We start from the raw sequence: 26,652 nt of genomic DNA on the forward strand, positions 1-26,652 counted from the left end.
TGGCTCTCGTCGAGAACGCTCCGCAGCACTCGGGTGCGGCCTACTCGACGGTCGTCCCCTCGTCGGGGTCGGTCGGGATCCCACAGAGGTTCCCGTCATCGTCGAACCGCTTGGCCCTGAGGAACCGGGTCCGATATCTGTTGGCGCCCTCGTAGACGTCGGCTTCACGGATCTCCCCGACCCGGCCGTCGGCGACCGCGTCGATGATCGCCTCGACCTGCTCCTTCTCGCTGGGCGTGAGGTCGAACTCGTAGGTCCGCTCGGCCTCCGACTCGAGTTTCGTCCACTGCCGCGCGGCCGAGACGACGAGCGAGCAGGGCTCCCGACAGGGGAAGACGCCGTCGCCGCCGTCGACCGACAGGGGGGTGTCGGCGTCGTACTCCCACTCCCGACGCTTGAGACACTGCGAGTCCGCACAGCAGGTCTCCGCGACCCACTCGACGTGCTCGTGCCCCTCGCCGCGGTCCCACGTCTCGATCACGCCGTAGATGCCCGTCTGCCGCGCCATCGTCTCGTGCCAGTGGGAGACGTCGAGCGCGCCGCGCCGCTCCCGGTCCCAGTTCGCGACGGTCGCGGGATAGAACGTCTCGACCGTCTCGTAACACCCGCGGGCGTCGAGTTCCGGAAAGACCCAACCGGTCGGAAGCGTCGGCGCGGTCTTGAGCGGTCGGTACCGACCGTCAGCATCGTGTTTGGCGATCGACCGCGCCGTACGGGGATCCTCGTGTGACTCGAGGTGGTCGCGGTCGATCCCCGTCGCGTCGGCGTGTCGGATCTCGTATCGGCGCGTGCCGTCGTCCGCGAGCGTGACGGTGATCCGGAGCTCGCCCCACTCCCGAGTCACGCCGGTCGCCAACGACGCGTACCGGTCGCGGATCGGTTCGCGTGGCTCTCGAGCGTCTCCGTCTTCGGGGTGGCCGTCCAGCCGATCGTCCGGTCGGTCCGGTCGGTTCGGCCGGTCCAACCGGTCCAGCCGCTCGGTCGCCCCCTCCAGCCAGCGGAGGAAGGCGCCGCGCGGTCCCTCGTCGTCGACGACGTGCTCGAAAACGTACCAGTCGGAGACGACGACCGCGTGCTCGCGCGCAGCCTCCGCGAGCGTTTCCCTGGAGAGTCCCGTCCGCCGCCCCTCGGACGTCTCGAATATGTAGGTGTCGGCGTCGTCGTCGGACGCGATTCGGAATCCGTCCACCGCGAGGGTCGGCGAGCGTTCGTCGTCGTTCGGTGCTCGCGCCAGCGCGTCGATCGCGGCCGTCGGGAGATCGATCGACGGGACGTCCTCGCCCCCGCCCGAAGCGTCGGTCGGTGTCGCGCCGTCAGCGTGTGTGTTCGCCGTCATGGACGCCCCGCGGCGACGCGAGTCTCCCGACGAACCGTCTCGACCGCCTCGTCGACGTCGGCACCGGCGTCGGCGGCGCGCTCGAGCACGACGTCGGCCAGCAGCGGCTCGGTCCCGACGGCGCCGGCGTACCAGATCCGGTGGCCGTCGACGGTCGTCGGCACGTCGTAGCCGGTTCGGTAGTCGTCGGTGAGTCCCATGTCCTCCGGGATGTCCTCCTGGGTGTGGAAGCCGTCCGCGATGAACAGCGGCACCACGACCACGTCCGTCGCCGTAAAGTGGTCGGTCACGTCGTCGACCTCGGGCTCCTCGTCCATGTACAGGGCCTTGACCTCGTCGAACCGGCCAGTCTCACGGATCCGGTCGGCGTGGTACTCGATCGCCTTCGCCGAGTTCTCGTTGCGCTCGGTGCCGTGGCCGACCACTGCGAGCCCGAATCCCTCGCCGACGTCGGGATCGCCGGTCACCGTCTCCGCCCGTCGGACGACCACGTCCGTCATCGCCTCGTGGGTCCCGACCGGGCCGCAGTAGTGGACGGTCTGGCCCGTGTCCGTCGCGGTCAGCGTCGCCTGGTCCGCCGAGAGCCCGTCCGACTCCCACCGGTCGACGTCCCACCCCTCCAACCGGAGCTCGCGCGGGATCACCTGCTCGGTGAAGTACCCCTCGGAGACGAACAGCGGGACCACGTACACCTCGTCGCTCTCGACCGTCCGGAGGACCTCCCTGAGGTGTGGTTCCTCCTTCCAGAACCCGGTGTGGACCGCCTCGAAGGCGCCCGCCTCGCGGATCGTGTCCGCGTGGTCGTACGTCGGCGCGCTCGAGTCCGGATTGAGGTGTGACCCGTGGGCCACGATGACCAGCGACTGCATATCGGATCCAGGGACGCGCCGGCCTTAGGGACTTCGGAGCCGGCGTCGACGGGACCGAGATCGTCGGCGTCCGGTACCGCTGCCGATCCCCGTCCCGCGACGCGTGCTCGCCCGGTCCGGGTCGGCGGTTTCAAGACGTTTCCCGCGGTAGCCGCGGGTATGTCGCTTGCAGCCGACGCCCGGGCGGCGGTTCGCGCCCACCCGTTCCTCCACGACGCGCTCCGGGCGGGCGTTCTCAATCACGCCGCGGCCGCGGAGTGGCTCCTCGCGCACGCGGCCGACCTCGAGGGGGATCCCGACGCCCTCGCCACCGCGATCCGGCGCTTCGGGGCGGATCTCGAGGCGGTCGACCGGTCCGCCGTCCGCGCCAGCGTGTCGATGCGGAGCGGCGTGGCGATCGTCGATCGCGACCGTGCTGCCGACGGAGATCCTCACCCCCTCGCGACCGTCGGCGAGGTCGCGGTCGTTCCGGAGGGCGACCTGACCGCGGTGCTGGCCACCGGCGCGGTCGGTCCCGACGTTCTGGGCCACGCCCTCGGCCGGCTTCGGATCACCGACGTCGACGTCCTCGCGTGTGCGGCCGGCGGTGAGGTCTGTCTCCTCGTCGTCGACCGCCTGGCGGGGGCGGACGCGGTTCGCGTCATCGAGGACGCGCTGACTGCCGTTCCCGGCCGGGAGTCCGACTGATCTCTCCTGCCGCCCTCCCTTCGACCCCTTTCGACCTCCTGCCGCCCTCCCTTCGACTTCCTTCCGACCGTCCACTGACCGGATTCCCCGTCATCGATTCATCCCGATCGATCACTGCACACGCGATCGATCCGAACGGTTAAGGCGTCGCGTGAGGTACGTTCACATCCGTTGGCAGTTCCTGCGTCGTGGACAGCAACTTTTAAACCCCGGGATGACAAGTTAACATATGCCATGATAGACCGACTGGAGAAGGAAGTCGATATGTTGGAACGGCACTTGCAGGTGCTGAAGATGGTGATCGAGAACGAACCCATCGGGATCGTCAAGATGTCGAACGAGACCGGCTACCCCCATCACAAGGTACGCTACTCGCTCCGCGTGCTCGAGGAGGAGAACCTCATCGAGCCGTCCAGCCAGGGCGCGATAACCACCGAGCGCACCCAGGAGTTCGTCGACGAGCTCGACGACAAGCTCGACCAGACCGTCGACAAGCTCGGCGAGATGCGGATCGACTCCGCCACGGAAGTCGAGAACTGATCCGACCGGGTCCGGACCGATCGCTTGCTGCTTCTCGCGGCTGCTTCTCGAGTCGTGTGACCGGACGCCGGGAACGACCGGTGACGAGTTCCCGTGACAGCACCGACCCGCGGACGGCGAGCTAGAGTTCCGGAACCGTCAGATGGAACCCGCGGTCGCGCGCCTCGGCCAGACAGAGATGGAAGCCTCGTTTCCGCGATATCTTGACGAAGCTCCGCTTCTTCGACCGGTTCAGCAGGCCGCCGCCCGTCGCGTCGGCGGCCTCCTCCAGGGCGCCGGGCTCGAAGAAGCTCGAGGTGACCGCGACCCCCGCCGTGAAGGCGTCGTTGCCCTCCGCGAGGCGCGATCCCGTCTCCACCAGTCCCTCGAGGGTTCCCTCGGGGGTTGGGTCGCGGCTATCGTTGAGGTCCGCGACGACGAGCGGGTTGCCCATCCGGTCGCGCAACACGAGGTCGAAGGCCTGCTGCTCGCGATGCTCCTCGCCCTCCGACTCGTAGACCAGCGAGACCGAGCCGCCGATCTCGGCCCGGTCGATCCGCGGAATGGCGTCGTAGAGGTCCTGGAGCCCGCTGACGTTCCCCGTCTCGCGGATCTCGAAGAGCAGCTCGGTGACGACCCACTTCGTGAACCCGAACTCCATCGTCTCGACGAGGAACTCCCGATACGGCTGGCCCTCGACCACCGCTCGCTCGTCCTCGAAGCTCGTGTGGTGTTCGATCCGGAGGTTGTTCACCAGCTCGTCGCGTTCGACCGAGCCGTCGTGGGCCTTCTCGAGCGTCGCGCCGCCCTTCGACCCGTACCGGACGAACAGGTTCGTCCCGGCCAGCGCGTCCGCCGGCGAGAGCACGCGGTCGCCCTCGGGCAACTGCGCGCGGGCCTCCTCGAGGTCGCCGCGCACCCGGTCGAGCTCCGATTCGAGCTCGACGACGCGCTCCTCGAGCCGATCGGCCTTGGATCGGAGCTCATCGCGCTCGGCGACGAGCTCCTCCCGTTCCTCCCCGAGACGGTCGCGCTCCTCCTCGAGGCGATCGCGCTCCTCCTCGAGATGATCACGTTCCTCGGTCGCCTCGGCCAGTGCGCCCTCCAGCCGGTCGATCTCCTCCCGCAGATCGGGCCGTTCCGAGCCGGTGCGGGCGGGTTTCGCGTTCGCGTTCGTCGATCCCCGCCGATCCGGCGCCGATCTCGACCGGGCTCCCGCCGCGGACGCCGACCGTCGCGTCGTCGCCGACTGCCGCGACTCGCTCGACCGGTCGGCCGGTTGCGGATTCCGCGCGCCCGCGCCGGATCCGGATCCGCCGGCCTCCGTCGTCGTGCCCGAGTTTCGGCCGTCTTCGTCGGCCGCGGACCGTCGGTCCGCCCGCGTCTCGTCCGGATCGATCGACGGGATGGATTTCGTTTCCCGCCACTCGGCCTCCTGGGAGAAGACGCTTCCTGACTCGGAAGCATCGTTCCCGTCGGGCTTTGCGTCGCCCTCCGGGGGAGCCGCCTCCCGCTGCGTCTCCGCGTCGCGATGACGGTTCGGTCGCGGCCCGGTTGCGGACTCCGTGGTCGTCGCGTCACGGCGTTGGCTCCGACTGCTCGTGCGTTCGTTCGCGGTCTCGGCGTCCGTCGTGGCGGCGGCATCGGATCGTCTCGTTTCGGCGTCGTCGCCTCCCGTTGCGTGATCGTCGGATTCCGCTGCGTCGGCGCCGGTTCGAGCGCCGCCGGATTCGGTGTGCGTTTCCGACCCATCGGGTTCCGATTCGCCGCTTCGCTCCGCGCGGTCCGGCTTCGCGTCGTCGGGCACCGTGCCGTCGGACCCTCCGCCGTCGTTCCGCTCCGCGTCGTCGATGACGGTCCCGGCGTCGGTCGTATCCGTTCGTTCGGCATCCACCCGTTCGGTCTCCGCCCCGGTCGTGTGGTTCTCGGTCGTCGGGTCGCCGTCCGCCGCGCCGGAGCTCGCGGCCGGACCGGTTCCGACCGTGGACCTCACGTCATCGTCGGGCCCCGTGGCGGCGTCGGGATCGGTGCCAGCGTTGGGATCGGTATCGGTGTCGGGACCTGTGCCGGCGGCGGAACCCGTTGCGGGACCTGGGTCCGTGCCGTCGTTCGGCCCCCCGTCATCGACGGCGGCTGCGTCGGCTGTCCCGGTCGACCGCTCGGCATCGGAGGACTGCTCGGCATCGGAGGACTGCTCGGCATCGGAGGACTGCTCGGCATCGGTCGACGACTCGGGGTCGTCAGCGAACGATCCCTGGCCGCCGACGATCGATCCGGTCGTGTCGGCGGGTTCCGGAACGTCCCGTACCTCCAGGTCGACCTCGTAGACGGTGTAGATGCCGACCTCGTCGTCGGCCAGATCGAACGCCTCGGTGCCGGTCTTCAGCTGTTCGGCGTTGCCGATGAACGCGGCCGGGAACGACTCGCCGCCGTAATACACGACGTAGTAGTCGCCCGAGAGGACGTTCTCCGAGAGCTCGATGTAGCCGGTGAAGTTGGACTGCGAGAGCGTGCGGTCGGCCTCCGAGATCGGCGTGTCGTTCGTGTAGTACTGCGCCTTCTTCTCCCCGCCGCGCGTCTGCATCGCGAACAGCAGCGGCAGCGACTCGTCGGGCGCCCGGTAAGCCGTTCCTGAGGCGTCCTCGAACGCCGACAGGGATCCGCCGGTGACGCCGACGACGCGGCCGTTCGACAGATAGGCTCGGACGGCCCCGTCGGTCACCACGCCCGAGAAGTCGCGATCGGCGAGCCGGCGCACCCCGGCGATCCCGTCGGAGACGGTCTCCGCCTCCCACTCGGTCACGACGTCTGTGCGATCGCCATCCATTTGCGTTATCTCGCCGGAGGCGACGCAAATACTTTCCGGAGCGAATGCCGGGCGTCAGACGCCGCGTCACCTCGTCTCGACCCGGACGGGGTCTCACCGACCGCCCCCGATCAGCGCGTTTCCGAGACGGTCTCGATCGCCTCGCAGCCGAGGTCGATCACGTCCGCGTCCAGGTCGCTCGTTCGCAGGTCGGCGGGCGTGTACCACTCCCAGCCGTCTGCGTCCACCTCGTCCGTGCCGACGGGGTCGATCTCGCGGGAGGGGACGCGCGCGAAATAGAGGTGGTCGACGTGCTGATGGCCGACCCGGCCCGACTCGTCGACGTTGATGTCGTACAACAACAGGTGTGCCGGTCGCGGAAGGCTCCGGCCGTTCGGTCCCTCGATCCCGGCTCGGTCGGCAACGAGTTCCGACTCGAGCCCCGTTTCCTCGTACACCTCGCGGACCGCGGCCTCGTGGGGGAGCTCGTCGCGGTCGATGTGTCCGCCCGGCGGAACGCGAACGCCGAGTCGCTCGTGTTGGTGGAGTGCGGTGGCCCCGTCGTTGACGACGTAGGCGGTCGCGGTGAAGTGACGCGTGGTCTCCATACCCCTCCGTGTGCGTCGAGCCTAAGAGGAATGTCGGTTCGGGAGGAGGGGGAGGAGGTGCTGATCCGGACGTGTCCGCCCCGCTACGGCGTCGCGACGTCCTCCTCGGCGTCGAGGAGCTCGTGGTACCGGTTCCGGATCGTGACCTCGGAGATGTTCGCGACCTCGCTCACCTCGTTTTGCGTGACCTTCTCGTTGGTGAGCAAGGAGGCGGCGTAGACGGCGGCCGCGGCGAGTCCGACCGGCGACTTCCCGGAGTGGACGCCCTGGTCCTTGGCCGTATCCAACAGCTGTCGGGCGCGCATCTCCGCCTCGTCCGAGAGGCCGAGATCGGAGGCGAACCGCGGCACGTAGCTCTCCGGATCGGCCGGCTGGATCTCCAGCTTGAGCTCGCGCACGACGTATCGGTACGTGCGGGCGATCTCGTCCTTCTCGACGCGGGAGACGGCCGTGATCTCGTCGAGGGATCGCGGCGTTCCGGCCTGACGAGCGGCGGCGTACAGCGAGGCGGTCGCGACCCCCTCGATGGAGCGGCCGGGGAGGAGGTCCTCGTCGAGCGCGCGCCGGTAGATGACGGAGGCGGTCTCGCGGACGTTCTCGGGGAGGCCGAGCGCGGAGGCCATCCGGTCGATCTCGCCGAGCGCCTGCTTGAGGTTTCGCTCCTTGGAGTCGCGCGTCCGGAAGCGCTCGTTCCACGTCCGGAGCCGCTGCATCTTCTCGCGTTGCCGGCTCGAGAGCGACCGGCCGTAGGCGTCCTTGTCCTGCCAGCCGATGTTCGTCGAGAGCCCCTTGTCGTGCATCATCTCCGTGGTCGGGGCGCCCACGCGGGACTTCTCGTCCTTCTCGCGGGAGTCGAACGCGCGCCACTCCGGCCCGCGGTCGATCTCGTCTTCCTCCACGACGAGCCCGCAGTCCGCACAGACCGTCTCGCCGTGTTCGGTGTCCGTCGTGAGGGTGCCTCCGCACTCCGGACAGCGAAGCGTCTCGTCGTCGGTCGACTCGATCTCCTCGTTCTCGCGTTCGTCGGTGTGTGTGATGCTGTGTTCGCTCATTGGATGGGGTCGGGACCGCGCGCCGATCGGTCGGGTCCGAGAGATGCGTCTCGGCTCCGTCGTCCTCACCAAAAAATAGGGCTCGAGAGGGCATAAATGTATTTATATATTTCATATATTTATATAATGGAATATGTATTTAGAACGTCTCTAACGGTCGATCGTTCGATCACCGTGGTGGTGCGATCTTTTCGCCCCAATCGCTCCCGTCCGATATATAACAATTTCGCCGACGTGCCGTCGCGAACGGACCGCCGGGAAGCCAACCACTATAGGCCACCCCGTCGGACCGATCGGTATGACTCGGGAGCTGACGGCACTCGCGGAGACGCTCGCCGACGCCGGTCGCGACGGCTATCTGATCGACGCCGACTGGGAGGACCCGAACCAGCTGTACCTCTCCGGGTTCACCGGCCCGGACCCGTTTCTCACCGTCTACGCTGACGGCGGGACGCATCTGCTCGTGTCCGGCCTCGAGTACGCACGAGCGAAGCGGAGCTCGCGGGCCGACGTCGTTCGCCGCCACGCCGACTACGACTTCCAGTACGGCGGCCGCGAGGAGCGGCTCGACATGTACGCCGCCTTCCTCGGCGACGTCGGCGTCGAGTCCGTCCTGATGCCGGCTCGTGGGCCGCTCGAGACCGCGGACGGGCTTCGCGATCGCGGGATCGACGTCGCGATCGACCGCGAGGACGCCCTCACCGCGCTTCGCGCCGTCAAGACCGACGCCGAGGTCGATCGGATCCGGACGGCCCAGCGGGCGACCGAGGCCGCGATGGCGGCCGCCGAATCGCTGCTCGCCGCGGCCGGGGTCGACGACGGGACCCTCGTCCACGACGGCGAGCCCCTGACGAGCGAGCGCGTCAGGGAGGAGATCGAGGTGACGCTGCTGCGGCACGGCTGCGCGTCCGCGGAGACGATCGTGGCCGGCGGCGCGCAGGCGGCCGACCCCCACGACCGCGGGTCGGGCCCGCTCGCGGCGGGCGAGTCGATCGTCATCGACGTCTTTCCGCGGGACACCGAGACGAAGTACTTCGCGGACATGACGCGGACGTTCGCCGTCGGCGACCCCGGCGACACGCTTCGGGAGTGGTACGACCGCACGCTGGAGGCGCTGGAGGCGGCCGTCGACGCCGTCGAGCCCGGCGCGACCGGCGAGGACGTTCACGTCGCCGCCTGTGAGGTCTACGAGGACGCGGGCCACCCGACGCTCCGAAGCGACCCGGAGGCCGAGACCGGATTCGTCCACTCGACCGGGCACGGCGTCGGACTGGCCGTCCACGAACCCCCGCGGCTCTCGATGGGCGCCGGCGAGCTCGAGCCCGGGAACGTCGTGACGATCGAGCCCGGGCTGTACGACCCCGACGTTGGCGGCGTCCGGATCGAGGACCTCGTCGTCGTCACCGAGGACGGCTGTGAGACGCTCACCGACTATCCGAAACAGTTCGTGATCGACTGATGCGACGCGCCCGTCCCGCACGGCGAGACGCCCGTCCCGCACGGCGCCGACCGACGGTATGACGCGCCGATACGCCTACACGGTCCTCGGGCTGTGTACCCTCGCGTTCAGCGCGACGATGGTCGCCCGGCTGGCGATCAGTCCGGTCGTCCCGCTCGTGGCCGACGACTTCGGCGTCTCCTACGGCACCGTGGGGCTCGCGCTCTCGGGGATGTGGGCGGCGTACGCGCTCTCGCAGTTCCCCTCCGGGGTGCTCGGCGAGCGGTACGGCGAGCGTCGGATCATCCTCGTGGCGGTCGGCGCCACCGCGGTCGCGGCGCTGCTTTTGGCCCTCTCCCCGTCGGTGTGGGCGTTCGTGGCGTTCACGGTCCTGCTCGGCGCCGGCGCCGGGCTCCACTACTCGGTCGCGACGACGCTTCTCACCCGCGAGTTCGACGACATCGGTCGCGCGATCGGGATCCACGTCTCCGGCGGTCCCGCCGCCGGCCTGCTCGCGCCGCCGGCGGCCGCGCTCGTCGGAGCCCGGTACGGCTGGCGGGCGGCGATGCTGCTCGGCGTCCTCGTGGCCGTTCCGGTCTTTGCCCTGTTCGCGTGGCGGGTCCGGCCGACCGAACCGCTGCGGCCCGACCAGGCGCTCGCCGACCGGTTCGCGCTCGCGCCGCTTGTCGAGCTCGTTTCCCGGCCTCCGATCGCCTACACGACCGGGCTCGCGATGTTGGGCGCGTTCGCCTGGCAGGCGACCGCCTCGTTCCTGCCGACGTTCCTCACGGACGCGGCCGGACTGTCGACCGCCGCCGCGAGCCTCCTGTTCTCGCTGTACTTTCTGGTTCACGGCGGGCTCCAGCCGGTCCTCGGGGCGATCTCCGACCGGCTCGGCCGGGACGTCGTCGCGACGCTGACGATGGTGACCGGCGTCCTCGGCTACGGGGGGCTCGTCTACGCCGCCGTCGCGGGGCTGGGCCTGGTCGCCCTCGCGACCGCCACGGTCGGCGTCGGCGTCGCGATGTCGTGGGGCGCGCCGGTCCAGTCCCGCTTCATGGACCTCCTCGGCGACGCCGAGCGCGGTGCCGGCTTCGGGCTCGTTCGCACCGTCTATATGGTGCTCGGCGCCTCCGGGAGCGTCATCGTCGGGACCGTCTCCGACGTCGCGGGCTGGACCGTCGCGTTCGGGCTGTTGACCCTCGTGATGGCGATCGGGGCGAGCGCGCTGACGGCGAACCGGGTGCTGCGGCTCGGGCTGTGACGTCCGGCGTGGTCGTCGCGACGATGCGCCTGATCGCCGAAACGATTTAGGAACGAGCCCGCCTCTCCCGGGACGATATGCGCGTTCTCTCGGATGGCGACGTCGCGAGCGTCCTCGATCTCGAGGCGCTCCTCGAGGTCGTCGACGAGGCGTTTCGGAAACAGGGTCGCGGCGAGGTCGAACGACCCGACCGGCCACACTTCCCGGTCGGCACCGGGCTGACGGTCCCGACGCCGAAGGGATCCGATGGCGGCGAATCGGATGGGTCAGATAGCGGCGAATCGGATGGGTCAGATAGCGGCGAATCGGGCGGAAGCGATCTGGTCGAGGGCCCCTTCGGAACGGCGCTCGTGATGCCCGCGTACGTCCACGGCGCGGAGACCTACGCCACGAAGCTCGCCGCGGTTCACGAGGCCAACCCCGGTCGCGGGCTCGAGACGGTCAACGCCACGATCGCGCTCACGGACGCGGCGACCGGGCTGCCGGTCGCCTACCTCTCCGGATCCCGGATCACGAACGCCAGAACCGGCTGTATCGGGGGCGTTGCCGCCCGCGCGCTCGCGGCCGGCGGACCGGTCACACTCGGCGTGATCGGCGCCGGCCAGCAGGCACGCTGGCAGGTCAGGGCGATCGACGCCGCGACCGATCTCGAGCGCGTCCGCGTCCACTCCCCGAGCGACTCCCGGCTCGAGTGTGCGGCGACGCTCCGGTCGGAGGGGATCGACGCGACGGCCGTCGACTCGCCGCGTGCTGCGGTGGCGGGCGCGACCGTCGTGGTCACCGCGACCCCGGCGAGCGAGCCGGTCTTCGACGGCGCCGACCTCGATCCGGGAACGCTCGTGGTGGCGATCGGCGCCTACGACGAGTCGATGCGCGAGCTCGACGCCGAGACGATCCGGCGCGCGGACCGCCTCTTCGGGGACGTCCCGTCCGAGGCGGCCCACACGGGCGATATCCCGGACGACGTCACCGCCGCCGACCTCACCCCGCTTTCGGCCGCGCTCGAGGGGACGGCTGGGCGCGGATCGGACGCCGAGATCATCGTCGTCGAGTCGGTCGGCAGCGCGGTCCTCGACGCCGCCGCTGCCGAGCACTTACATACGGAAGCGCAACGACGCGACGTCGGACGTGACGTCGACGTGTGAGTTCAGTCGACGATCTCGACCTCGACCGCGTCGCGCTCCACCGCGAGCCGGAACGTCGGGACCGTGCGGTAGACCACCTCGACGACGTTCTTGCGCCGGAGGCTCTGCAGCGCCTTCCGAACGTCCTCCACGTCAGGATCGAGGTCGAACTCCTCCCGGAGCCCGTTGAGCACGCTGACGACCGACTCCGACCGCTCGTCCGGTCCGGCCACGACGGCGAAGACGCGCGCTTCGAGCTCCGGCACGCGGATGACGCTCGGGACGCCGTTCCCGTCAGGATCGTCGCCGCCCGCCTCGATGCCGGGTTCGACGTCGACGAGGTCGGCGGCTTCCGCGGTCGCTCGGATGAGGCTGTTGTCGTCCCGGAAGTAATAGTCCTTGAGATTGGACTCGAGGTAGCCGTGCACCTCGCTGCCGGAGTCCATCCCCCACGCCGCCTGGAGCTCGGCGTTCTTCGTCGGCTGCAGCCGGACCACGTCCGCGAGCCGGTCCAGCTCCTCATCGGTGAGACTCATACCGCCGGCTACCTCGTCCGCCAGTAAGGACGTTCCGAATCCCGGTTGTCGGGTTGGGGTCGGCGGGGATCGGACCGAAAACGACGGATCCGGCGCGATCGGCCCGTGTCGACACCCTTATTCGATGTGGTACCACACGACGATGTATGGACGACATTCTCGTGGGACGCGTCATGACGAGCGAGGCGATCACGGTACATCCGGACACCTTCGTCGAGGAGGCCGCCTCGCTGTTGCTCGAAAAGGGGATCGGATCGCTGGTCGTCGTCGACGACGACGACCGGCTCGAGGGCATTCTGACGACGACTGACTTCGTTCACATCGTCGCGGCGAGCAAGCCGAAGGCGCAGACGACCGTCGAGCGATACATGAGCACCGACGTCACGACGGCGAGCGCCCAGGACCCGATCACGGACGTCGCCGACGTGATGATCGAGCAGGGGATTCACCACCTCCCGGTCGTCGACGAGGAGGGAGGCGTCATCGGAATCGTCTCCACGACCGACCTGACGAAGTACATCTCCGGCTTGCAGCCGCGACGGACCGCCTGATCGGTCACCGCTGCCTGATCGGGCGTCCGGAGTCGGATCGGTCACCGCTGCCTGATCGGGCGTCCGGAGTCACGTGGACACGCCGAGCGTCTCGTCGACCTGGGTCACCACGGCGAGGACCGCCAGCACCGCCAGCGCCGACCCGGCCGCGAACGGGACGACGAAGCCGTACTCGACCAGGACGCCCGAGGTTAGGGGACCGATCGCGACACCCAGCCCGAACCCCATCGTGAGTACCGACAGCGTCGATCCGGACTCGCCCTCCTTGGCGATGTCGCCGGCGATCGCCAGCGACGGGGGGAACGCGAGCGCCACGGAGATCCCCTGGACCAGGCGGACGACGAGCATCGTGACCGGCGTCGTGACGACCCCCTGCAGCAGCGTCGACGGAACCAGCAGCGCGAATCCCGCGAGGAGGAACGGCCGTCGGCCGAACCGGTCGGCCGCACGCCCAACCGGGACCTGGAAGACGACGTTCGCGATCGTCACGGCGGCGAACTGGATTCCGAACCAGACTGGCGCCTGGCCGAGTCGGAGGTTGATCTGGTTTTGCAGCGTGGCGAACAGCGCGATGCAGATGCCCATCGCGACGGTCGCGAGCCCGAGCGCGAACACCGGATCGAAGAGCCGGTCGTCACCGAACACGCGGATCGAGACGTCCCTGCCGCTCGCCTTCGCGGACTCCTCGGTGTCGTGAACCAGCCGGTAGACGAGCGCGAACGAGAGGTACGCCCCGGCACACGCCGCGAGGAACGCGGCGTCGTATCCGGAGATGACCGCGGGCCGCCCGAAGGCCGTTTCGATGCCCAGCGTCGAGAGGTCGTAGGGGCCCGCCTCGACGACGACGCCCGCGAGGATCGGCCCGAACCCGAACCCGAACAGCCGGAACGTGTTGAACACGCCGAAGTTCTCCCCGCGCTCGTCGGGGCTCGCGGCGTACTCGTTCACGAGCGCGACGACCGCCGGGATGGTCAGGGCCGCGCCGATGCCCTGTGCCGCCCGCAGCACGACGAGCGTCCAGTAGTCGGTCGCGAAGACGTAGAGGCCGCTCGCGGTCCCCAACAGCGCGATCCCCGCCAGGATGAACGGCCGGCGCTTCCCGACCCGGTCGGAGAGTCGTCCCGTCCACGGCTGGGAGAAACTGTTGAGGAATCCGAACAGCGAGAGGACGACCCCGATGAGCAGCGGCTCCGTGACCGGGATCGACGCCGGACCGACGCCGACGCGTCCGCCGAGCAGCGATCCGAGATCGACCACGCCGCTGGCGATGTACAGCGGGAGGACGACGATCAGGAACGAGTTGCCGATCGCGCCGACCATCCGGGCCGACCCCAACACGATCACTCGCCTGTCGGCGCCGAAGATCGGCGAAGCCAGCCGTCCGAGCAGTCCCATCCGTCGAAGCGTTCGGGGGTCCGGTTGAAGGGTCTTCTGTCTGCTCAGTGGCACGTTCCGGCAGCGTCCGCACGCCGGCGTGGAACCGGAGTCCGAAGGTCGCTCGGGGACTGCCTCCGAACGCCGTGCACCCCGAGCACCGAGCCGACCCGAAGGGCATTCCCCGATCCCGCCGTTTATATACCGTGGCGTGGCATTCACCGCGTATGGAGTTTTGCGACGAGTGCGGCTCGATGATGAAGGCCGGCGAGGGGGAGGACCACTGGGTCTGTACCGCCTGCGGCTTCGAGAAGGGGCGCGACGAACGCAAGGAGGCCGCGATGGTCACCACCCAGGGCCAGGAATCCTCCGAGATCGTCGACGTCAGCGACGCCGAGGACAAGGGGCTGCCCACCACGACGGTCCACTGTCCGGAGTGTGGCAACGACTCCGCCTACTGGTATATGCAGCAGATCCGGTCGGCCGACGAGTCGGAAACTCGATTTTTCGTCTGTACCGAGTGCGAACACAAGTGGCGCGAGGACGACCACTAACCGCGTCGTCGCCCGTTCGACGCCGCACTCCGTTTCCAGTCTCCGGGACCGACCGATATGGCAACGGCGTGGCGACCCGACGAGTCCGCCCTACGGACGCCGGGCGAACGTCAGGTAGCCGGTGTGGCCGACCCCCGCCGTCGAGGGCCGCGACCCGCGCTCGGAGAAGTCCATCTCCCGCTGGATCGTCTCCAGCGTCTCGACGTCCTCGAGGCCGGCCTCGCGGGCGGCCTCGACGACCGCGCGCGTCCCCTCGACGAACGGCGAGTAGGCTGCGAGGAACCCGCCGGGGACGAGCACGTCGGGCGCGTGCGTAACGATGTCGTCGGCGTCGCCGGTGTCGAGGGTGAGCACGTCGAACCGGTCGTCCGCGAGGCCGGTCGAGTCGATGTCGTCGTCGGCTTCGGTCCCCGGTTCGTCGTCGACCGGCTCGACGCAGTCAATCGATTCGTCGGCGTCGGTCGATTCGGTCGGCTCGCCGTCGCCCGCCAGGACCGCGGCGAGGTCGCCGGTCCGAACGTCGACGCGGTCGGCCACTCCCGCGATCCGCATGTTCTCGCGGGCCACGTCCGCAAACTCCGGGTCCCGTTCATAGGTCCGCACGGTCGCGCCGGCGCGCCCGAGCGCCGCGGCGAGGATGCCCGTGCCGGTGCCGGCGTCGAGGACGCGGTCGCCAGCCGCGACCCCGACGTGACCGATAACGAGTCCGACGTCGCGGGGCATCATCGGCGCGCCGGTACGGTCGAGGTGGTCGAAGAGATCCGGCAGCCGGAGCTCGCGCACCTCGAAGGCCTCCCCGAGGTGCGTCTCGACGACGTCGCCGTGTTCGGCGTCCTCCGGGAGCTCCAGGACGCCGAGGTCGGTGCCGAACTCCGCGCCGGGCTCGAGCAGGTACTCCCGACCGTCGCCGATCAGGAGGTAGGCGGGGTCGGTCACTCCAGTCGGGCGATGGCGGCCGCGAGGTCGCCCTCCTCCGCCTCGAGCGCCTCGATGGCGTCCTCCTCGCTGACGCCGGCACGCTCGGCGACGATCATCACGTCGTCCTCCGGGATCGCGACGCCCGAACCGCCGGGTTCGTCGTCGCCGGCCGCCAGCTCGGCCGCCGATCCCGCGCCGCTTCCGCCGGTTCCCGACTCGACGGACTCGGGCTCGCCGACGACCTGATAGGTTTCCTGACCCTGGGCGTCCATCTTGGTGACCTGCGGGGCGTCGAAGACGAGGTCCTCCTCGTCGGTCCGGATGACGACCTCCTCGACGTCGAGTTCGGTGACGTCGATCCCCATCTGTTTCATCATCTGTTTCATCTTTCGCGGGTTCATACCGCCGCCTCCAAGCATACCTCCGAGTCGCGCTCGTGGCAGCAAAAGGGTGACGAACGGGGAGCGGCATCCGAATCGGATCCGGTCCGTCGCGGCGCGAGCCTCGCGGATCTGCCTTCGGAGGGACCGAATCCGCCTCCACAGTTAAGTTCCACACGGCCGACGTTCCGGCTGATGTTCGATCCCGAGGACCTCGCGGCGATCCGGGAGGCGAAGGCGGACTGGGAGGCCGAGTCCCACGATCCGGCCGTCGAGAGCGCCGGCGAGCGCCGCGCGGAGTTCACCACCGACACCGAGGGACAGTCGGTCGATCCGCTGTACACGCCCGCGGACGTCGCGGACCTCGAGTACGACGCGGACCTCGGCTTCCCGGGCGAGGAACCGTTCACGCGCGGCGTCTACGCCACGATGTACCGCGGCCGACTCTGGACGATGCGCCAGTACGCCGGGATGGGAACCGCACGCGAGACCAACGAGCGGTTTCGCTACCTGATCGACGAGGGGTCATCGGGACTGTCGATGGCCTTCGACCTCCCGACCCAGATGGGCTACGACTCCGACGCGTCGATGGCCCGGGGGGAGGTCGGCCGGTCCGGGGTCGCGATCGACACGCTCGCCGACTTTGAGCGCGTCTTCGAGGGGATCCCGCTCGAGGAGGTCTCGACGTCGATGACGATCAACGCCCCGGCAGCGGTGCTGTTGGCGATGTACGTCGCGGTCGGCGACGAGCAGGGCGTCCCGCGGACGGAGCTCCGCGGAACGATCCAGAACGACGTGATGAAGGAGTACATCGCACGGAATCTCTACATCTACCCACCGGAGCCGTCGATGCGGCTCGTCACGGACGTCTTCGAGTTCTGTGCCGATGAGGTGCCCAACTTCAACACGATCTCGGTCTCGGGGTATCACGTCCGCGAGGCCGGCTCGACGGCCGCCCAGGAGGTCGCCTTCACGCTCGCGAACGGGATCGCGTACGTCGAGGCCGCGATCGACGCGGGGCTGGACGTCGACGCGTTCGCGCCGCGGATCTCCTTTTTCTTCAACGCGCACAACGACGTCCTCGAGGAGACGGCGAAGTTTCGGGCGGCTCGCCGGCTGTGGGCGCGGATCATGGACGACCGTTTCGACGCCGACGATCCCGACGCCAAACGGCTCAAGTTCCACGCCCAAACCGGCGGGTCGACGCTCACCGCCCAGCAGGTCGAGAACAACGTGGTCAGGGTCGCCTACCAGGCGCTCGCGGCCGTTCTCGGCGGCGCCCAGAGCCTCCACACCAACGGGAAGGACGAGGCGCTGGCGCTTCCGACCGAGCAGTCGGTCCGGACGGCGCTGCGGACCCAGCAGATACTCGCCCACGAGTCGGGCGTGGCCGACACGGTCGACCCGCTCGCCGGGTCGTACTACGTGGAGAGCCTGACCGACGGCATCGAGGAGCGTGCCCGCGAGATCATCGACGAGGTCGACCGCCGCGGCGGGATGCTCCCGGCGGTCGAAAGCGGATGGGTCCAGCGGCGGATCCGCGAGGTCGCCTTCGAGCGCCAGCGCGAGATCGAGGCGGGCGACCGCGTCATCGTCGGCGTCAACGCCCACGAGGTCGACGAGGACCCCGCGATCGACCTCGAGGAGGTCGACCCGGATCTGGAGCGCGACCAGCGCGAGCGCCTCGCGGCCGTGAAGGCGGACCGCGACGCCGACGCCGTGGACGACGCGCTCGCGGACGTGCGGGCGGCGGCCCGCGACGACCGGAACCTGCTTCCGCCGATCGTGACCGCGGTCAAGCGATACGCGACCGTGCAGGAGGTCTGTGACGTCCTGCGCGAGGAGTTCGGTGAGTATCGGCCGGAGTCCGGTTCGTCGGCGACGTAGCCGGGATCAGGATCGCTGGCGACGTAGCCGGGATCGGCGACGTGGCTGGCGGCGCTACGGCGGCGACCGGTCACTCCTCGGTCTCGAACGTCCCGATCCCGGCCGCGGGCGGGGCGACGATCTCGAAACTCCGCTCGCTCCAGTCGTCCTCCAGGAACACGAAGACGCGGCCGCCGGCCAGCTCGGGGTCTGCCTCCACCTGCGTCCGCTCGCCGACGCGTCGGGCGGCGACGCCGGGGAACAGCTCCTCGCCCTCGCCGGGCTCGAAGAGCACTCTCCCCACGCCGCTGTCCTCCAGGATCTCGTCGTGGGTCTTGAGGTCGTTCACGTAGGTCATCACGCCCTCGGTCTCGGTCGGGTCGGTCACGAGCACGTGCGTCTCCTTGCCGGGGCCGGCCGTGAGCGTCCCCTCGACGGCGGTCGGCACGCCGCGATAGAGGGTCGTTCGGCCGTCGAGATACTCCACCACGACGCCCTCCTCCCGGAGCTCGATGCCGAGGGTGCTCGGCGGGACGTCGGACCGTGCTGACGAGGACATAGCGATCCGTCCGGTCGCGGCGGCAAAAAGGGACGCGTTCCTCGCCGCGCGCCGACGGTCCGATCGGGAGGCTTCGACCCCCACCGATTAGCCGGTCCGGCCGGCCGACCGAGACCGCCACATCTATGCCCTCGCTCGGAAGTCAATCGGTATGGAGGGACGGGCAGCCGCGTTGGGCGCCGGAACGGTCCTCAACGCGCTGGCGACCGGCACCGGGTCCGCGTTCGGCATCGACGTCGAGACGCGTGCGACCGTCGAGCTCGATCCGGACGCCGCCGACGTCACCGGCGAGATCGCCGAGGCCCCGACCGCCGACACCGAACTGATCGAACGCTGCGTCGCGCTCGCCACCGAGCGCTGGGGCGACGGCGAGGGCGGCACGGTGCGGACGGACAGCGACGTCCCGCTGGCGGCCGGGCTCAAGAGCTCGAGCGCGGCCGCGAACGCGACCGTGCTGGCGACCTGTGCCGCGCTCGGCGTGACCGTTGGCGACGGTGATCCCGACGCCCCCGACGTCCCAGACGCCCCCGACGTCCCAGACGCCCCCGACGTCACCCGGTTGGAGGCGTGTCGGCTCGGCGTCACGGCCGCCCGCGAGGCGGGGGTCACGGCGACCGGTGCATTCGACGACGCGTCGGCGTCGATGCTCGGCGGCGTCACGCTCACAGATAACACGGCGGACACGTTGGTTCGACGGGACGTCGTCGACTGGGACGTCCTCGTCTGGACGCCGCCCGAGCGCGCCTACAGCGCCGACGCCGACGTCGCCCGATGTGCGAACGTCGCTCCGATGGCTGACCTCGTCGCCGAGCTGGCTCGCGAGGGCCGGTACGCGCCGGCGATGTCCGTCAACGGGCTGGCCTTCTCGGCCGCCCTCGGCTTCTCCCCGGAGCCGGCCGTCGAGGCGATGCCCCACGTCACCGGCGTCTCGCTGTCCGGAACCGGCCCCAGCGTGGTGGCCGTTTCCGACCCCGCGGACCCCGAGACGGACCTCGACCGCGTCCGCGACCTGTGGGACGACCGCGAGGGAACCGTCCGCTCGACGACCACCCGTTCCGACGGCGCACGGATCCGGACCGACTGACCACGACCATCACCTATGACACCGAACGACCCAACCCCGGAGGAGATGAGCCTCGACGAACTGCGTGCCGAGATCGAGGACATCGACCGCGAGATCGTCGAGTTGATCGCCCGCCGCACCTACGTCGCCGACACCGTCGCCGCCGTCAAGGAGGAGCGGGACCTGCCCACGACCGACGAGTCACAGGAGGCCCGCGTGATGGAACGGGCGGGCACGAACGCCGAGCAGTTCGACGTCGACGCGAACCTCGTGAAGGCGATCTTCCGGCTGCTGATCGAGTTGAACAAGGTGGAGCAGCGAGAAAGTAGATAAGGCGCAAAATACACGCCTTAGGCATCCTATCCTCTACATATCGGTCGTATATTCGCTTCTGAGAGGATCTTGACGTGCAGTCGGAGTCGGTGAGCAGTCGGAAGACTGGATCCTCGTCCGCAGTGAATGCGTTCCGACGACTCCGCTACAGTCCCTCACCCAGACTTGACGAGAGAGACACCGCGACGATACTGGTCAGTCCTCGCTGTATCCCAACCCAATGACACAATATTCTGTGTACACATCGCTTCCAGTGTGCCTAGTATCACCGTCAACGTCGACGACGACCTCAAAGACCGAATGGAGGAACATCCGGAAAGAAACTGGAGCGAGGTTACCCGACAGGCTATTCAGGAGAAGATCGAGACGCTCGAAGTGATGGACGAGCTTACATCCAATAGCGAACTCACCGAGAGTGACGTCTCCGAAATCGCTGACAAAATCAACGAAAGCGCACGCAAACGCGTCGAAGAAGAATCGGCGTAATCTCGACGGATGAAGCTGGTCGTCGATGCCAACGTCGTCATCTCCGCACTCATTGCAGACTCGAAAACCCGCGAACTCGTCGTTACGGCTGAGTGGCACGGTAAGCAGAGCTTGTGATCGATACCGTTTCCAGAGTCTCCGCTCGTCATAGACGCGTGTACAGTCTCTCGAGTAATTACGTCGTTCCAAAAAATGTCCCTCAATAACTAACCGTGCTTCTATCCTATCTGCTGTGTACTATGCCACTGTATATGGACGTTCACAGGGACGTTGATGCGAGCATTGAGGACGTTGTAGAAGCTCACAAGAAGGATGTCGAAGCCCAGGAAAAACACGGCGTGAAATATCTGAACTACTGGGTGGATGATGACGAAGGTGCCGTCTTTTGCCTCTTTGAGGGACCTAGCAAAAAAGCGGGTGAGAGGGTCCACGAAGAAGCTCATGGTCTCACCGCGGACGAGATCTTCGAAGTTGAACAGGGCGAGTGAATCAGGTCCTCCGGGACACCTACTCTTCGCGACTTGCAAGATACGCAGTCTCCAGCGACCAGCTGTTTCAGGCGAAGATATATCTGAAAAAATAGAATTTCAACGGAGCCTTCTTCTTTTATTTTCAGCTACCTGAAGAAGGTGGAGCGGCGCGAGAGCCGGTACGCGTACGGACGGCTGCCACGGAGCGTCTAACTATGTCGTACTGGGTTGAAGTCGATTCCCGACGCCACCATACGGCATTTCGGACTTGATGAGCGGCCCGAAGATTCGACGCAAGTCCGTTGCATACGTGGCCACGACAACCACTACGAGTACCGCGCTGCGTTCAGCTAGGACGATATCCTCCGTCCGGAGTCACTCCTCGTCGCTCGGTTCGAGTGAGACTCGTTCGACCTCGATAGCTTCGTAGTCCTGCACGGAGGAGAGTACGTCCATTCCTCGCGTTTCCGCAGTCGCTGCGTGGAACGCGTCGAACGGCATCATCCCCTCGTCGTAGTAGTTGACGGCCTTCAGAACCACCTGCTTCTCCTCCTCGTCTCGCACGGGGACGAGTTCGAGCAGGTTCGCCACCAACGGCACGTAGTCGAACTCGTAGCGTTCTCCGGCGAGGACGAGTTCGAGATACGAGAACGCCGACGTTTCGACCTCGTACTCGTCGAGTGCTTCCTCCGCAGACCCCTGCAACCAGTCGGAATCCTTGGCGAGTGCGAGTAGGAAGTCCGTCTCGACGTATACCGTCATCTATCGACGTCCTGATCTCGGGCCTTGGCTTTGACTTCCGCTTCGATGCCCTCACGGATCTCCTCGATGGATGCATCACGGAGACCGCCTGTCGCCTCACGGATGGCGGCGAGTGGGTCGTCTGCGACCGGAATGAGCTGGATCCTGTCCTCGTAGGTGACGATGTGATACTTGCCACCGTACTGTTCCCGTATCTCCTTGGGGATGTAGAGCCGACCTTGCCGGTCCGTCTCTGTTGACCTAGAAGAGACTATCGTGGTACAAAACAAGATTCTTACCACCAATCACGTTCTATGGTACGACATAGCTGATTCCGGGCACGGCACTCGACGACTACGAGTCCCTCCTTCGTGACGTCGGATATGAGAAACAGTTCGAGGAGGGTGTCACGGCGGATTCTCCGCGTTGTTGATTCCCTCAAAGGTTTCGTGGGTGTAGGCATATCGCCACCGTTGAAGTATCGCTCGTGTGACGAGGGAAGCCTCACGGACAGTAATACAGGATGGCTCAACGGGACGGCTTGGCGCGTTGGGTGGTGGATGGAAGTGCCGTTTCGGTGCGTCGGGTTTCGGGTGACAGTCGAACCGAAAATCCCGGCCCTGATCGTCCGTGTAGTGCGCGGCGTAATTCCCCGTTAGACTCCACCGTACGTCGATTCGCGCCGTTGATGCCGCTCCGACGCCGTCGGACAGTTCGATCGAAAGCGTCTGTGGATTCAATGGATCGTCCAGTGACGCTGTCTCAACCAGCGGCTCGTGATCGACGAACAGGTCTCGGATCTCGCGTAATGCCCCGGCATCGATCGGGCCGAACACCTCGGACTGGTCGGCCGGCTGGCTATCCCGAGAGCGGTCATCGTCTCCGGCGTCGGTCATACGACGATCGAACTATCGCTGTTGCCATCGTCGTCCATATCCGTTCCAGTGAGATGGCCGGTACGACGTGCCTCACCAATAGCGAGTGCTGCCTGTGCGAGTGCGAGGTTGCGGCGAGTCGTTTGCCATTCTCTGAGAAGCGCACCAGCGTCGCTGTCGGCGTCTTCAATGTCCAGTTCCCGGGCGAGTTCTTCGGGAGACTCAACGTCGTACTCGTCACGCCAGTCCTGTATCTTCGTCTTCATCTCGGTGATTCCTGCTGCGATCTCCTCGGGCGTCAGCTCCGCAAGCAGCGACTGTGTATGCTCGGTGATGATGGCCGTTTCCGACCGGCAGTACAGCGTTGTCTGTCCATCCTGTGATGTCGTTACTTCGCCGGCGTTCACGAGCGCTCGAAGATGCTTTCGTGCCGTCGTCGGCGAGACACGGGCGCGGTCGGCAATCCGTGCTGCAGACATCGGATCGTAGGTCCGGCCGATGATTTCGTAGACGCGTTCGAAGGGGGTCGTCTCCTCGATCCATTCATCGACGACAACGTCGTTGACGTCACGGTGTTCGGTACCGCCATCTGGACTCGCTCGGGTGGATGGAGGTGCCTCCTCAGACATGATATACTAAACAACGCGAGGAGAGTATATTAATCTGTGGGGTAGTATATTGTTCCATAATTCCACCAAACGCAGATCCGGTCATCAGTCGCGGCATCCGAAACCACTAGTCATTATCGAAATAATCATTACTTAGAGTATGGCCGTTAACGATCGGAACGACGAACCCGAGGCACTCAGGTCCGCGTTTGACTCACCTGGGTACGCATTCTTCGTCATTTACTCCCTTCTCATTTGGGCAGGCACGAGAAGTCATTTCCTATGACATAGCAGATACAATTCGTTCGTACGCGATCACCGGCGGCACGCCGATGTATCTCACTCTCTTCGACTATGAGCAATCTCTTCGCGAGAACGTCCAATCGCGTGTCTTGTCAGCAGCTGCAGTGTCGTTCAATGAACCAGAATTTCTACTTCGGGCTGAGCTACGCAATCCTGCTCGATATATGAGCATCCTCGAAACGATCGCGCTGGGGCACACAACACCGAACGAGATCGCTGGTGCGGCGGGTATTGATCCGGGACCACTGTCGAAATATAGTAGACATTAGAAATAATTGCTCACTTTTGGAAGCGACAGTTGGTCAAGAGCGGTATCGATCGCCGTCGTGAGTTCATCGAGCGAGTCAAAGAATCGGTTGCTCAGAGCATCCTGGAGTTGTCGCCAGCACTCTTCGACAGGATTGAGTTCCGGCGAATACGCAGGCAACGTGACGAAGGCAAGGTCGTCACGGATCTGGCGGCCCGTGACGACCTCGCTTTCGTGATACTTCCGTCATATTCGCCAGGATTAAACCCAATCGAAGAATGCTGGAGACAACTCCAAGCAGTCCTCAGCAACCGATTCCGCGACTCACTCGACGAACTGACAACAGCGATCGACACCGCTCTTGATCAACTCTCGGCCCCAAATATGAGTAACTATTTCTAACGACTACTATCGGACGATATCCTCCGTCCGGAGTCACTCCTCGTCGCTCGGTTCGAGTGAGACTCGTTCGACCTCGATAGCTTCGTAGTCCTGCACGGAGGAGAGTACATCCAGTGGATTCTGTTGAGTTGAACGACGTGAGCCTCGGTATCTCATAGTACACGGGGGCCGATCCGGAGCGGAGAAATGTAGGGCGTATATTCACCGTTCGGATGTGATTTCGGCGATTTTGCCCCATTCGCTCTCATAGCCCATTCCTAACTATTAGTGATGCTGACCATCGCTGAGGGGCACGTTATGTCACCACTTCAACAAGGCGTCTCCGTCGATCCACAGCAGTACGTCCCAGCGATTCTCAGCGCGATCACGACGGTCGTGCTGTTCCTCGTCGTGTTCGTGATCCTCTATCTCCTCGGGAAGTACTTCCTGACCCGAGCAGTGGAAGGCAGCCTCAGACAGCGCGAATTCGACGAGACGCTCATTGGTCTCGCCGTCAGCGTGACCGTCGTGATTACCGCCGTCGTGGCGGTCGCGCTAGCCGCGACAGTGGCCGGATTTGGCGTCGTTCTCTCGGCATTTGCCATCTTGGCCGGGGCGCTCGCGCTCTCCGTTGGATTCGCTGCACAGGGCCTGATTGCCAACTTCGTTGCCGGTGTGTTCATCATTCAGGATGAACCGTTCACCATCGGTGACTGGATCGAGTGGGACGGAAACAGCGGCGTCGTTCGTGAGATCCACCTGCGCGTGACGAAGTTAGATACGTTCGATAACGAGTTACTCACCGTGCCGAACAGCGATCTTGCCAACGCTGCAGTGATCAATAACGTGGCAAACACGCAGCGGCGAGTGTCGGTTGGTTTCGGTATCGGGTATGATGATGACATTGAACGGGCGCGGAATGCCGTTCTCACAGAGGGAGCCAACATCGAGGGAGTATTGGACGAGCCCGAACCGACGGCTCCCGTCGCGGAACTGGGCGACTCAGCGGTGGTACTTTCGGGCCGGATCTGGATCGATCCGAACGAACACAGCTATGGGGCGATACGTGCCCAGTTCGTCGAAGCAGTCAAGGAGCGTTTCGATGCCGAGGGGATCGATATGCCATATCCCAATACGGAACTCTCTGGAGGGGTCGAGGTCACGAACATCGGTGAAACTGAAGGATAGCTGGAAGTTGCGTCGTTGGCTGGTCAACTACCCCACCCTACTTCGCTCACTCTGAGAGGTTCGCTCGTGGAGGGTGGGGCTTGTCCGTGAACTCGGCCTCGAACCCATTGGGGTAGGCGGTAAATCCGCCTTTCGGCTTCACCGTTCCGGACTTGAGGGCGAGCTGACTGTCGCCCGTCCGCCGAGACGACTGTTGGCCTCGACGGACATACCGTATCCCGATGTTCTTCGCCGCGTTGTAGTCCGCGTTCGCTTCCGACCCGCACTTCACGCATCGAAAGTCGTTCCGTGACGGACGGTTCTCGTCTGCCGTGAATCCACACTCACAACACCGCTTCGATGTGTACGCCGACCCGACTTGCTTCACCGAGATACCGACCGCTTCGGCTTTGTACTCGACCTGTTCGTAGAGCGTTCGGAACGCCCACTTGTGACCCCACGACGCACCGGTTCGATCGCGGATGTGGGTTAGGTTCTCGAACGCGATGACGTCGCAGTCGTATCGGAGGGCTTCGTCTATCAGTGCGTTCGATGCTCGGTGAAGCACGTCGCGGACGTAGCGAAGTTCCCGACCGCTCGACTGTACGAGCGTTCGATGAGCGCTTCGTGTTCCGGCCTGTTGCAACCCGGCGCGTACCTTCTCGAACTCACGGAGTCGATGGGTTAGCTCCCGCCCGCTGAAGAAGTAGGCGGTGCTAGTGACGGCGAGGTTTTCGATACCGAGGTCAACCCCGAGAACCGTTCCGTCCTCGGCGGTGTTCCGTTCGGTATCGTTCTTGTACCGGCGGAAACCGATATGCAAGAAGAACTCGCCGTCTCGGGCGGTGAGCGTGCTTTCGGTAACACTCCATTCGTCCGAGTCAAGGTACTGTCGCTGGTAGCCATCGTCGGCATCGGGAAGGTCGAGCGGACACCGCACCCGGCGCTCCGTCGTAGAGAGGGACACGGTATCGTCATCGAACACCGTCATCGTCCGCGTATCGTACTTCACGGTTGGCGCGGTGAACGTCGGCTTGCTGACCTTCTTGTCTTTCGCCCGGCGTTCGATACAGCCAGTGATGGCTTGTGCGGCTTGGTGAGTGGCCAGAATTGCGTGCTGACTCCCGAGGTCGGTCTCGTCGCGCACAGGATCGTAGGCAAGGGGTTGCACATCGCTCTTGGTGTTGCAGTGCCCCCACGCGAGGTCGGTGGCGATTTGACAGCCCCGTTTCCACTCGGAGATGGTCTCTTCGAGCAGATCGCGTTGCTCGTCGTCTACCGAGAGGCGGGTGATTGCCGTCCGACGCACGTAGTCGTCTGCCACAGTTTCAATGTAGTATCGCGGCTATTTATAGAAAACGGACATACCCAGCGATACGAACGCGCTCCCCTCCCCTCCCCTCCCCTCCCCTCCCCTCCCTACCGCTCGCTTTGCTCGCGCTTGAGGAAGGGGACTCCGCGCTGCCGGTTAGTTGAACCCGAATCCGTATTTGCCACGTATTGACTTCAGCGGGTGGATACAGTAGGTGTAGAGATG

Annotated in this window: 28 protein-coding genes and 4 pseudogenes; 16 read left to right on the forward strand and 16 right to left on the reverse strand. The window is 66.2% G+C overall.

What is annotated here, in order from left to right:
• Nucleotides 1-40 precede the first annotated feature (40 nt).
• Nucleotides 41-1,336: a DR2241 family protein gene (locus CPZ00_RS11695; protein ID WP_096391036.1), complete on the reverse strand. Its 1,296-nt coding sequence runs from the start codon at nucleotides 1,334-1,336 to the stop codon at nucleotides 41-43.
• Nucleotides 1,333-2,205, reverse strand: a complete 873-nt coding sequence (locus tag CPZ00_RS11700; RefSeq protein WP_096391037.1) for a CbiX/SirB N-terminal domain-containing protein — start codon at nucleotides 2,203-2,205, stop codon at nucleotides 1,333-1,335. Before CPZ00_RS11700 ends, CPZ00_RS11695 begins: the two co-directional genes overlap by 4 nt.
• Nucleotides 2,206-2,364: 159 nt before the next feature.
• Between CPZ00_RS11700 and CPZ00_RS11705 the strand changes: the two genes are divergently transcribed.
• Nucleotides 2,365-2,892 carry a DUF7523 family protein gene (locus CPZ00_RS11705; protein ID WP_096391038.1) on the forward strand — a complete coding sequence of 176 codons (528 nt, stop codon included), beginning with the start codon at nucleotides 2,365-2,367 and terminating at the stop codon, nucleotides 2,890-2,892.
• A gap of 234 nt (nucleotides 2,893-3,126) precedes the next feature.
• Nucleotides 3,127-3,432, forward strand: coding sequence for a hypothetical protein (locus CPZ00_RS11710; protein WP_096391039.1), 306 nt, complete (start codon nucleotides 3,127-3,129; stop codon nucleotides 3,430-3,432).
• A 121-nt stretch (nucleotides 3,433-3,553) separates the two neighbouring features.
• On the opposite strand, the gene CPZ00_RS11715 is transcribed toward CPZ00_RS11710, so the two are convergent.
• The 3 genes from CPZ00_RS11715 to CPZ00_RS11725 all read right to left on the reverse strand — a co-directional run bounded on the left by CPZ00_RS11715 (nucleotide 3,554) and on the right by CPZ00_RS11725 (nucleotide 7,877).
• Nucleotides 3,554-6,238 carry a DUF7527 domain-containing protein gene (locus tag CPZ00_RS11715; RefSeq protein WP_096391040.1) on the reverse strand — a complete coding sequence of 895 codons (2,685 nt, stop codon included), beginning with the start codon at nucleotides 6,236-6,238 and terminating at the stop codon, nucleotides 3,554-3,556.
• A gap of 110 nt (nucleotides 6,239-6,348) precedes the next feature.
• Complete coding sequence (locus CPZ00_RS11720; RefSeq protein WP_096391041.1) at nucleotides 6,349-6,825, reverse strand: NUDIX hydrolase; 477 nt, start codon at nucleotides 6,823-6,825, stop codon at nucleotides 6,349-6,351.
• Between the two features lie 83 nt (nucleotides 6,826-6,908).
• Nucleotides 6,909-7,877: a transcription initiation factor IIB gene (locus tag CPZ00_RS11725; protein ID WP_096391042.1), complete on the reverse strand. Its 969-nt coding sequence runs from the start codon at nucleotides 7,875-7,877 to the stop codon at nucleotides 6,909-6,911.
• Between the two features lie 298 nt (nucleotides 7,878-8,175).
• Here CPZ00_RS11725 and CPZ00_RS11730 point away from each other — a divergent pair, with 298 nt between their 5' ends.
• The 3 genes from CPZ00_RS11730 (at nucleotide 8,176) to CPZ00_RS11740 (ending at nucleotide 11,724) form a co-directional block, all read left to right on the forward strand.
• Nucleotides 8,176-9,336, forward strand: coding sequence for a M24 family metallopeptidase (locus CPZ00_RS11730; RefSeq protein WP_096391043.1), 1,161 nt, complete (start codon nucleotides 8,176-8,178; stop codon nucleotides 9,334-9,336).
• Nucleotides 9,337-9,394: 58 nt separating this feature from the next.
• Nucleotides 9,395-10,579 (forward strand): MFS transporter, encoded by a 1,185-nt coding sequence (locus CPZ00_RS11735; protein WP_096391044.1) that lies wholly within the window; start codon nucleotides 9,395-9,397, stop codon nucleotides 10,577-10,579.
• 77 nt (nucleotides 10,580-10,656) lie between these two features.
• A complete protein-coding gene (locus tag CPZ00_RS11740) occupies nucleotides 10,657-11,724 on the forward strand; it encodes an ornithine cyclodeaminase family protein (protein ID WP_096391045.1) in 1,068 nt (355 codons plus the stop codon).
• 2 nt (nucleotides 11,725-11,726) lie between these two features.
• On the opposite strand, the gene CPZ00_RS11745 is transcribed toward CPZ00_RS11740, so the two are convergent.
• Nucleotides 11,727-12,239: a DUF5797 family protein gene (locus CPZ00_RS11745; RefSeq protein ID WP_096391046.1), complete on the reverse strand. Its 513-nt coding sequence runs from the start codon at nucleotides 12,237-12,239 to the stop codon at nucleotides 11,727-11,729.
• A gap of 146 nt (nucleotides 12,240-12,385) precedes the next feature.
• Here CPZ00_RS11745 and CPZ00_RS11750 point away from each other — a divergent pair, with 146 nt between their 5' ends.
• Nucleotides 12,386-12,790 carry a CBS domain-containing protein gene (locus tag CPZ00_RS11750; RefSeq protein ID WP_096391047.1) on the forward strand — a complete coding sequence of 135 codons (405 nt, stop codon included), beginning with the start codon at nucleotides 12,386-12,388 and terminating at the stop codon, nucleotides 12,788-12,790.
• A gap of 69 nt (nucleotides 12,791-12,859) precedes the next feature.
• On the opposite strand, the gene CPZ00_RS11755 is transcribed toward CPZ00_RS11750, so the two are convergent.
• Nucleotides 12,860-14,185 carry an MFS transporter gene (locus CPZ00_RS11755; RefSeq protein ID WP_096391048.1) on the reverse strand — a complete coding sequence of 442 codons (1,326 nt, stop codon included), beginning with the start codon at nucleotides 14,183-14,185 and terminating at the stop codon, nucleotides 12,860-12,862.
• A gap of 206 nt (nucleotides 14,186-14,391) precedes the next feature.
• Between CPZ00_RS11755 and CPZ00_RS11760 the strand changes: the two genes are divergently transcribed.
• On the forward strand, nucleotides 14,392-14,718 hold the full coding sequence (locus CPZ00_RS11760; protein WP_096391049.1) for a transcription factor S: 327 nt from the start codon (nucleotides 14,392-14,394) through the stop codon (nucleotides 14,716-14,718).
• A gap of 90 nt (nucleotides 14,719-14,808) precedes the next feature.
• On the opposite strand, the gene CPZ00_RS11765 is transcribed toward CPZ00_RS11760, so the two are convergent.
• Entirely contained in the window at nucleotides 14,809-15,654 is an 846-nt protein-coding gene (locus tag CPZ00_RS11765) for a 50S ribosomal protein L11 methyltransferase (RefSeq protein ID WP_096391050.1), read from the reverse strand.
• Complete coding sequence (locus CPZ00_RS11770; protein ID WP_096391051.1) at nucleotides 15,651-16,055, reverse strand: nascent polypeptide-associated complex protein; 405 nt, start codon at nucleotides 16,053-16,055, stop codon at nucleotides 15,651-15,653. Before CPZ00_RS11770 ends, CPZ00_RS11765 begins: the two co-directional genes overlap by 4 nt.
• 156 nt (nucleotides 16,056-16,211) lie before the next feature.
• On the opposite strand from CPZ00_RS11770, the gene CPZ00_RS11775 reads away from it, so the two are divergent.
• A complete protein-coding gene (locus tag CPZ00_RS11775) occupies nucleotides 16,212-17,903 on the forward strand; it encodes an acyl-CoA mutase large subunit family protein (protein ID WP_096391052.1) in 1,692 nt (563 codons plus the stop codon).
• A gap of 70 nt (nucleotides 17,904-17,973) precedes the next feature.
• Here CPZ00_RS11775 and CPZ00_RS11780 read toward each other — a convergent pair whose 3' ends face one another.
• On the reverse strand, nucleotides 17,974-18,441 hold the full coding sequence (locus CPZ00_RS11780; RefSeq protein ID WP_096391053.1) for a DUF5796 family protein: 468 nt from the start codon (nucleotides 18,439-18,441) through the stop codon (nucleotides 17,974-17,976).
• A 151-nt stretch (nucleotides 18,442-18,592) separates the two neighbouring features.
• Between CPZ00_RS11780 and CPZ00_RS11785 the strand changes: the two genes are divergently transcribed.
• From CPZ00_RS11785 to CPZ00_RS11805, 5 genes and pseudogenes are all read left to right on the forward strand, one after another.
• The gene (locus CPZ00_RS11785; protein ID WP_096391054.1) at nucleotides 18,593-19,525 is read left to right on the forward strand and encodes a shikimate kinase; all 933 of its coding nucleotides are present in this window, start codon (nucleotides 18,593-18,595) and stop codon (nucleotides 19,523-19,525) included.
• A gap of 15 nt (nucleotides 19,526-19,540) precedes the next feature.
• Nucleotides 19,541-19,837: a chorismate mutase gene (locus CPZ00_RS11790; protein ID WP_096391055.1), complete on the forward strand. Its 297-nt coding sequence runs from the start codon at nucleotides 19,541-19,543 to the stop codon at nucleotides 19,835-19,837.
• A gap of 255 nt (nucleotides 19,838-20,092) precedes the next feature.
• On the forward strand, nucleotides 20,093-20,323 hold the full coding sequence (locus CPZ00_RS11795; protein WP_096391056.1) for a hypothetical protein: 231 nt from the start codon (nucleotides 20,093-20,095) through the stop codon (nucleotides 20,321-20,323).
• A gap of 9 nt (nucleotides 20,324-20,332) precedes the next feature.
• Nucleotides 20,333-20,416: pseudogene (locus CPZ00_RS16090) on the forward strand (PIN domain-containing protein); the annotation flags it as partial.
• A 158-nt stretch (nucleotides 20,417-20,574) separates the two neighbouring features.
• Entirely contained in the window at nucleotides 20,575-20,811 is a 237-nt protein-coding gene (locus CPZ00_RS11805) for a DUF4242 domain-containing protein (protein ID WP_096391708.1), read from the forward strand.
• A gap of 357 nt (nucleotides 20,812-21,168) precedes the next feature.
• On the opposite strand, the gene CPZ00_RS11810 is transcribed toward CPZ00_RS11805, so the two are convergent.
• From CPZ00_RS11810 to CPZ00_RS11825, 4 genes are all read right to left on the reverse strand, one after another.
• The gene (locus CPZ00_RS11810) at nucleotides 21,169-21,555 is read right to left on the reverse strand and encodes a PIN domain-containing protein (RefSeq protein WP_096391057.1); all 387 of its coding nucleotides are present in this window, start codon (nucleotides 21,553-21,555) and stop codon (nucleotides 21,169-21,171) included.
• Nucleotides 21,552-21,824, reverse strand: coding sequence for an AbrB/MazE/SpoVT family DNA-binding domain-containing protein (locus CPZ00_RS11815; RefSeq protein WP_233255086.1), 273 nt, complete (start codon nucleotides 21,822-21,824; stop codon nucleotides 21,552-21,554). The genes CPZ00_RS11810 and CPZ00_RS11815 overlap by 4 nt, the downstream gene beginning before the upstream one ends.
• 117 nt (nucleotides 21,825-21,941) lie before the next feature.
• Complete coding sequence (locus CPZ00_RS11820; RefSeq protein WP_096391058.1) at nucleotides 21,942-22,430, reverse strand: hypothetical protein; 489 nt, start codon at nucleotides 22,428-22,430, stop codon at nucleotides 21,942-21,944.
• Nucleotides 22,427-23,038, reverse strand: a complete 612-nt coding sequence (locus CPZ00_RS11825) for a winged helix-turn-helix domain-containing protein (RefSeq protein ID WP_172861823.1) — start codon at nucleotides 23,036-23,038, stop codon at nucleotides 22,427-22,429. Before CPZ00_RS11825 ends, CPZ00_RS11820 begins: the two co-directional genes overlap by 4 nt.
• Nucleotides 23,039-23,262: 224 nt before the next feature.
• Here CPZ00_RS11825 and CPZ00_RS16160 point away from each other — a divergent pair.
• A pseudogene (locus CPZ00_RS16160) lies at nucleotides 23,263-23,577 on the forward strand (AAA family ATPase); the annotation flags it as partial.
• Between the two features lie 8 nt (nucleotides 23,578-23,585).
• On the opposite strand, the pseudogene CPZ00_RS11835 reads toward CPZ00_RS16160, so the two are convergent.
• Nucleotides 23,586-23,780 (reverse strand): annotated as a pseudogene (locus tag CPZ00_RS11835) (transposase); the annotation flags it as partial.
• Here CPZ00_RS11835 and CPZ00_RS11840 point away from each other — a divergent pair.
• Nucleotides 23,754-23,969, forward strand: a pseudogene (locus CPZ00_RS11840) (transposase); the annotation flags it as partial. The pseudogenes CPZ00_RS11835 and CPZ00_RS11840 overlap by 27 nt on opposite strands.
• A gap of 297 nt (nucleotides 23,970-24,266) precedes the next feature.
• The gene (locus CPZ00_RS11845) at nucleotides 24,267-25,136 is read left to right on the forward strand and encodes a mechanosensitive ion channel family protein (protein ID WP_096391711.1); all 870 of its coding nucleotides are present in this window, start codon (nucleotides 24,267-24,269) and stop codon (nucleotides 25,134-25,136) included.
• Nucleotides 25,137-25,182: 46 nt separating this feature from the next.
• Here the strand turns inward: CPZ00_RS11845 and CPZ00_RS11850 are convergent, their stop codons facing one another.
• Nucleotides 25,183-26,439 (reverse strand): RNA-guided endonuclease InsQ/TnpB family protein, encoded by a 1,257-nt coding sequence (locus CPZ00_RS11850; protein ID WP_096391059.1) that lies wholly within the window; start codon nucleotides 26,437-26,439, stop codon nucleotides 25,183-25,185.
• Nucleotides 26,440-26,652 lie beyond the last annotated feature (213 nt).

The sequence above is a fragment of the Halopenitus persicus genome, from assembly GCF_002355635.1.
GTDB lineage: Archaea > Halobacteriota > Halobacteria > Halobacteriales > Haloferacaceae > Halopenitus > Halopenitus persicus_A.

Excerpts from the sequence above, each read along its gene's own strand:
- CPZ00_RS11695 (WP_096391036.1), bottom strand. The coding sequence starts at position 1,336 with ATGACGGCGAACACACACGCTGACGGCGCGACACCGACCGACGCTTCG.
- CPZ00_RS11700 (WP_096391037.1), bottom strand. The coding sequence starts at position 2,205 with ATGCAGTCGCTGGTCATCGTGGCCCACGGGTCACACCTCAATCCGGAC.
- CPZ00_RS11705 (WP_096391038.1), top strand. The coding sequence starts at position 2,365 with ATGTCGCTTGCAGCCGACGCCCGGGCGGCGGTTCGCGCCCACCCGTTC.
- CPZ00_RS11710 (WP_096391039.1), top strand. The coding sequence starts at position 3,127 with ATGATAGACCGACTGGAGAAGGAAGTCGATATGTTGGAACGGCACTTG.
- CPZ00_RS11715 (WP_096391040.1), bottom strand. The coding sequence starts at position 6,238 with ATGGATGGCGATCGCACAGACGTCGTGACCGAGTGGGAGGCGGAGACC.
- CPZ00_RS11720 (WP_096391041.1), bottom strand. The coding sequence starts at position 6,825 with ATGGAGACCACGCGTCACTTCACCGCGACCGCCTACGTCGTCAACGAC.
- CPZ00_RS11725 (WP_096391042.1), bottom strand. The coding sequence starts at position 7,877 with ATGAGCGAACACAGCATCACACACACCGACGAACGCGAGAACGAGGAG.
- CPZ00_RS11730 (WP_096391043.1), top strand. The coding sequence starts at position 8,176 with ATGACTCGGGAGCTGACGGCACTCGCGGAGACGCTCGCCGACGCCGGT.
- CPZ00_RS11735 (WP_096391044.1), top strand. The coding sequence starts at position 9,395 with ATGACGCGCCGATACGCCTACACGGTCCTCGGGCTGTGTACCCTCGCG.
- CPZ00_RS11740 (WP_096391045.1), top strand. The coding sequence starts at position 10,657 with ATGCGCGTTCTCTCGGATGGCGACGTCGCGAGCGTCCTCGATCTCGAG.
- CPZ00_RS11745 (WP_096391046.1), bottom strand. The coding sequence starts at position 12,239 with ATGAGTCTCACCGATGAGGAGCTGGACCGGCTCGCGGACGTGGTCCGG.
- CPZ00_RS11750 (WP_096391047.1), top strand. The coding sequence starts at position 12,386 with ATGGACGACATTCTCGTGGGACGCGTCATGACGAGCGAGGCGATCACG.
- CPZ00_RS11755 (WP_096391048.1), bottom strand. The coding sequence starts at position 14,185 with ATGGGACTGCTCGGACGGCTGGCTTCGCCGATCTTCGGCGCCGACAGG.
- CPZ00_RS11760 (WP_096391049.1), top strand. The coding sequence starts at position 14,392 with ATGGAGTTTTGCGACGAGTGCGGCTCGATGATGAAGGCCGGCGAGGGG.
- CPZ00_RS11770 (WP_096391051.1), bottom strand. The coding sequence starts at position 16,055 with ATGCTTGGAGGCGGCGGTATGAACCCGCGAAAGATGAAACAGATGATG.
- CPZ00_RS11775 (WP_096391052.1), top strand. The coding sequence starts at position 16,212 with ATGTTCGATCCCGAGGACCTCGCGGCGATCCGGGAGGCGAAGGCGGAC.
- CPZ00_RS11780 (WP_096391053.1), bottom strand. The coding sequence starts at position 18,441 with ATGTCCTCGTCAGCACGGTCCGACGTCCCGCCGAGCACCCTCGGCATC.
- CPZ00_RS11785 (WP_096391054.1), top strand. The coding sequence starts at position 18,593 with ATGGAGGGACGGGCAGCCGCGTTGGGCGCCGGAACGGTCCTCAACGCG.
- CPZ00_RS11790 (WP_096391055.1), top strand. The coding sequence starts at position 19,541 with ATGACACCGAACGACCCAACCCCGGAGGAGATGAGCCTCGACGAACTG.
- CPZ00_RS11805 (WP_096391708.1), top strand. The coding sequence starts at position 20,575 with ATGGACGTTCACAGGGACGTTGATGCGAGCATTGAGGACGTTGTAGAA.
- CPZ00_RS11810 (WP_096391057.1), bottom strand. The coding sequence starts at position 21,555 with ATGACGGTATACGTCGAGACGGACTTCCTACTCGCACTCGCCAAGGAT.
- CPZ00_RS11820 (WP_096391058.1), bottom strand. The coding sequence starts at position 22,430 with ATGACCGACGCCGGAGACGATGACCGCTCTCGGGATAGCCAGCCGGCC.
- CPZ00_RS11825 (WP_172861823.1), bottom strand. The coding sequence starts at position 23,038 with ATGTCTGAGGAGGCACCTCCATCCACCCGAGCGAGTCCAGATGGCGGT.
- CPZ00_RS11845 (WP_096391711.1), top strand. The coding sequence starts at position 24,267 with ATGTCACCACTTCAACAAGGCGTCTCCGTCGATCCACAGCAGTACGTC.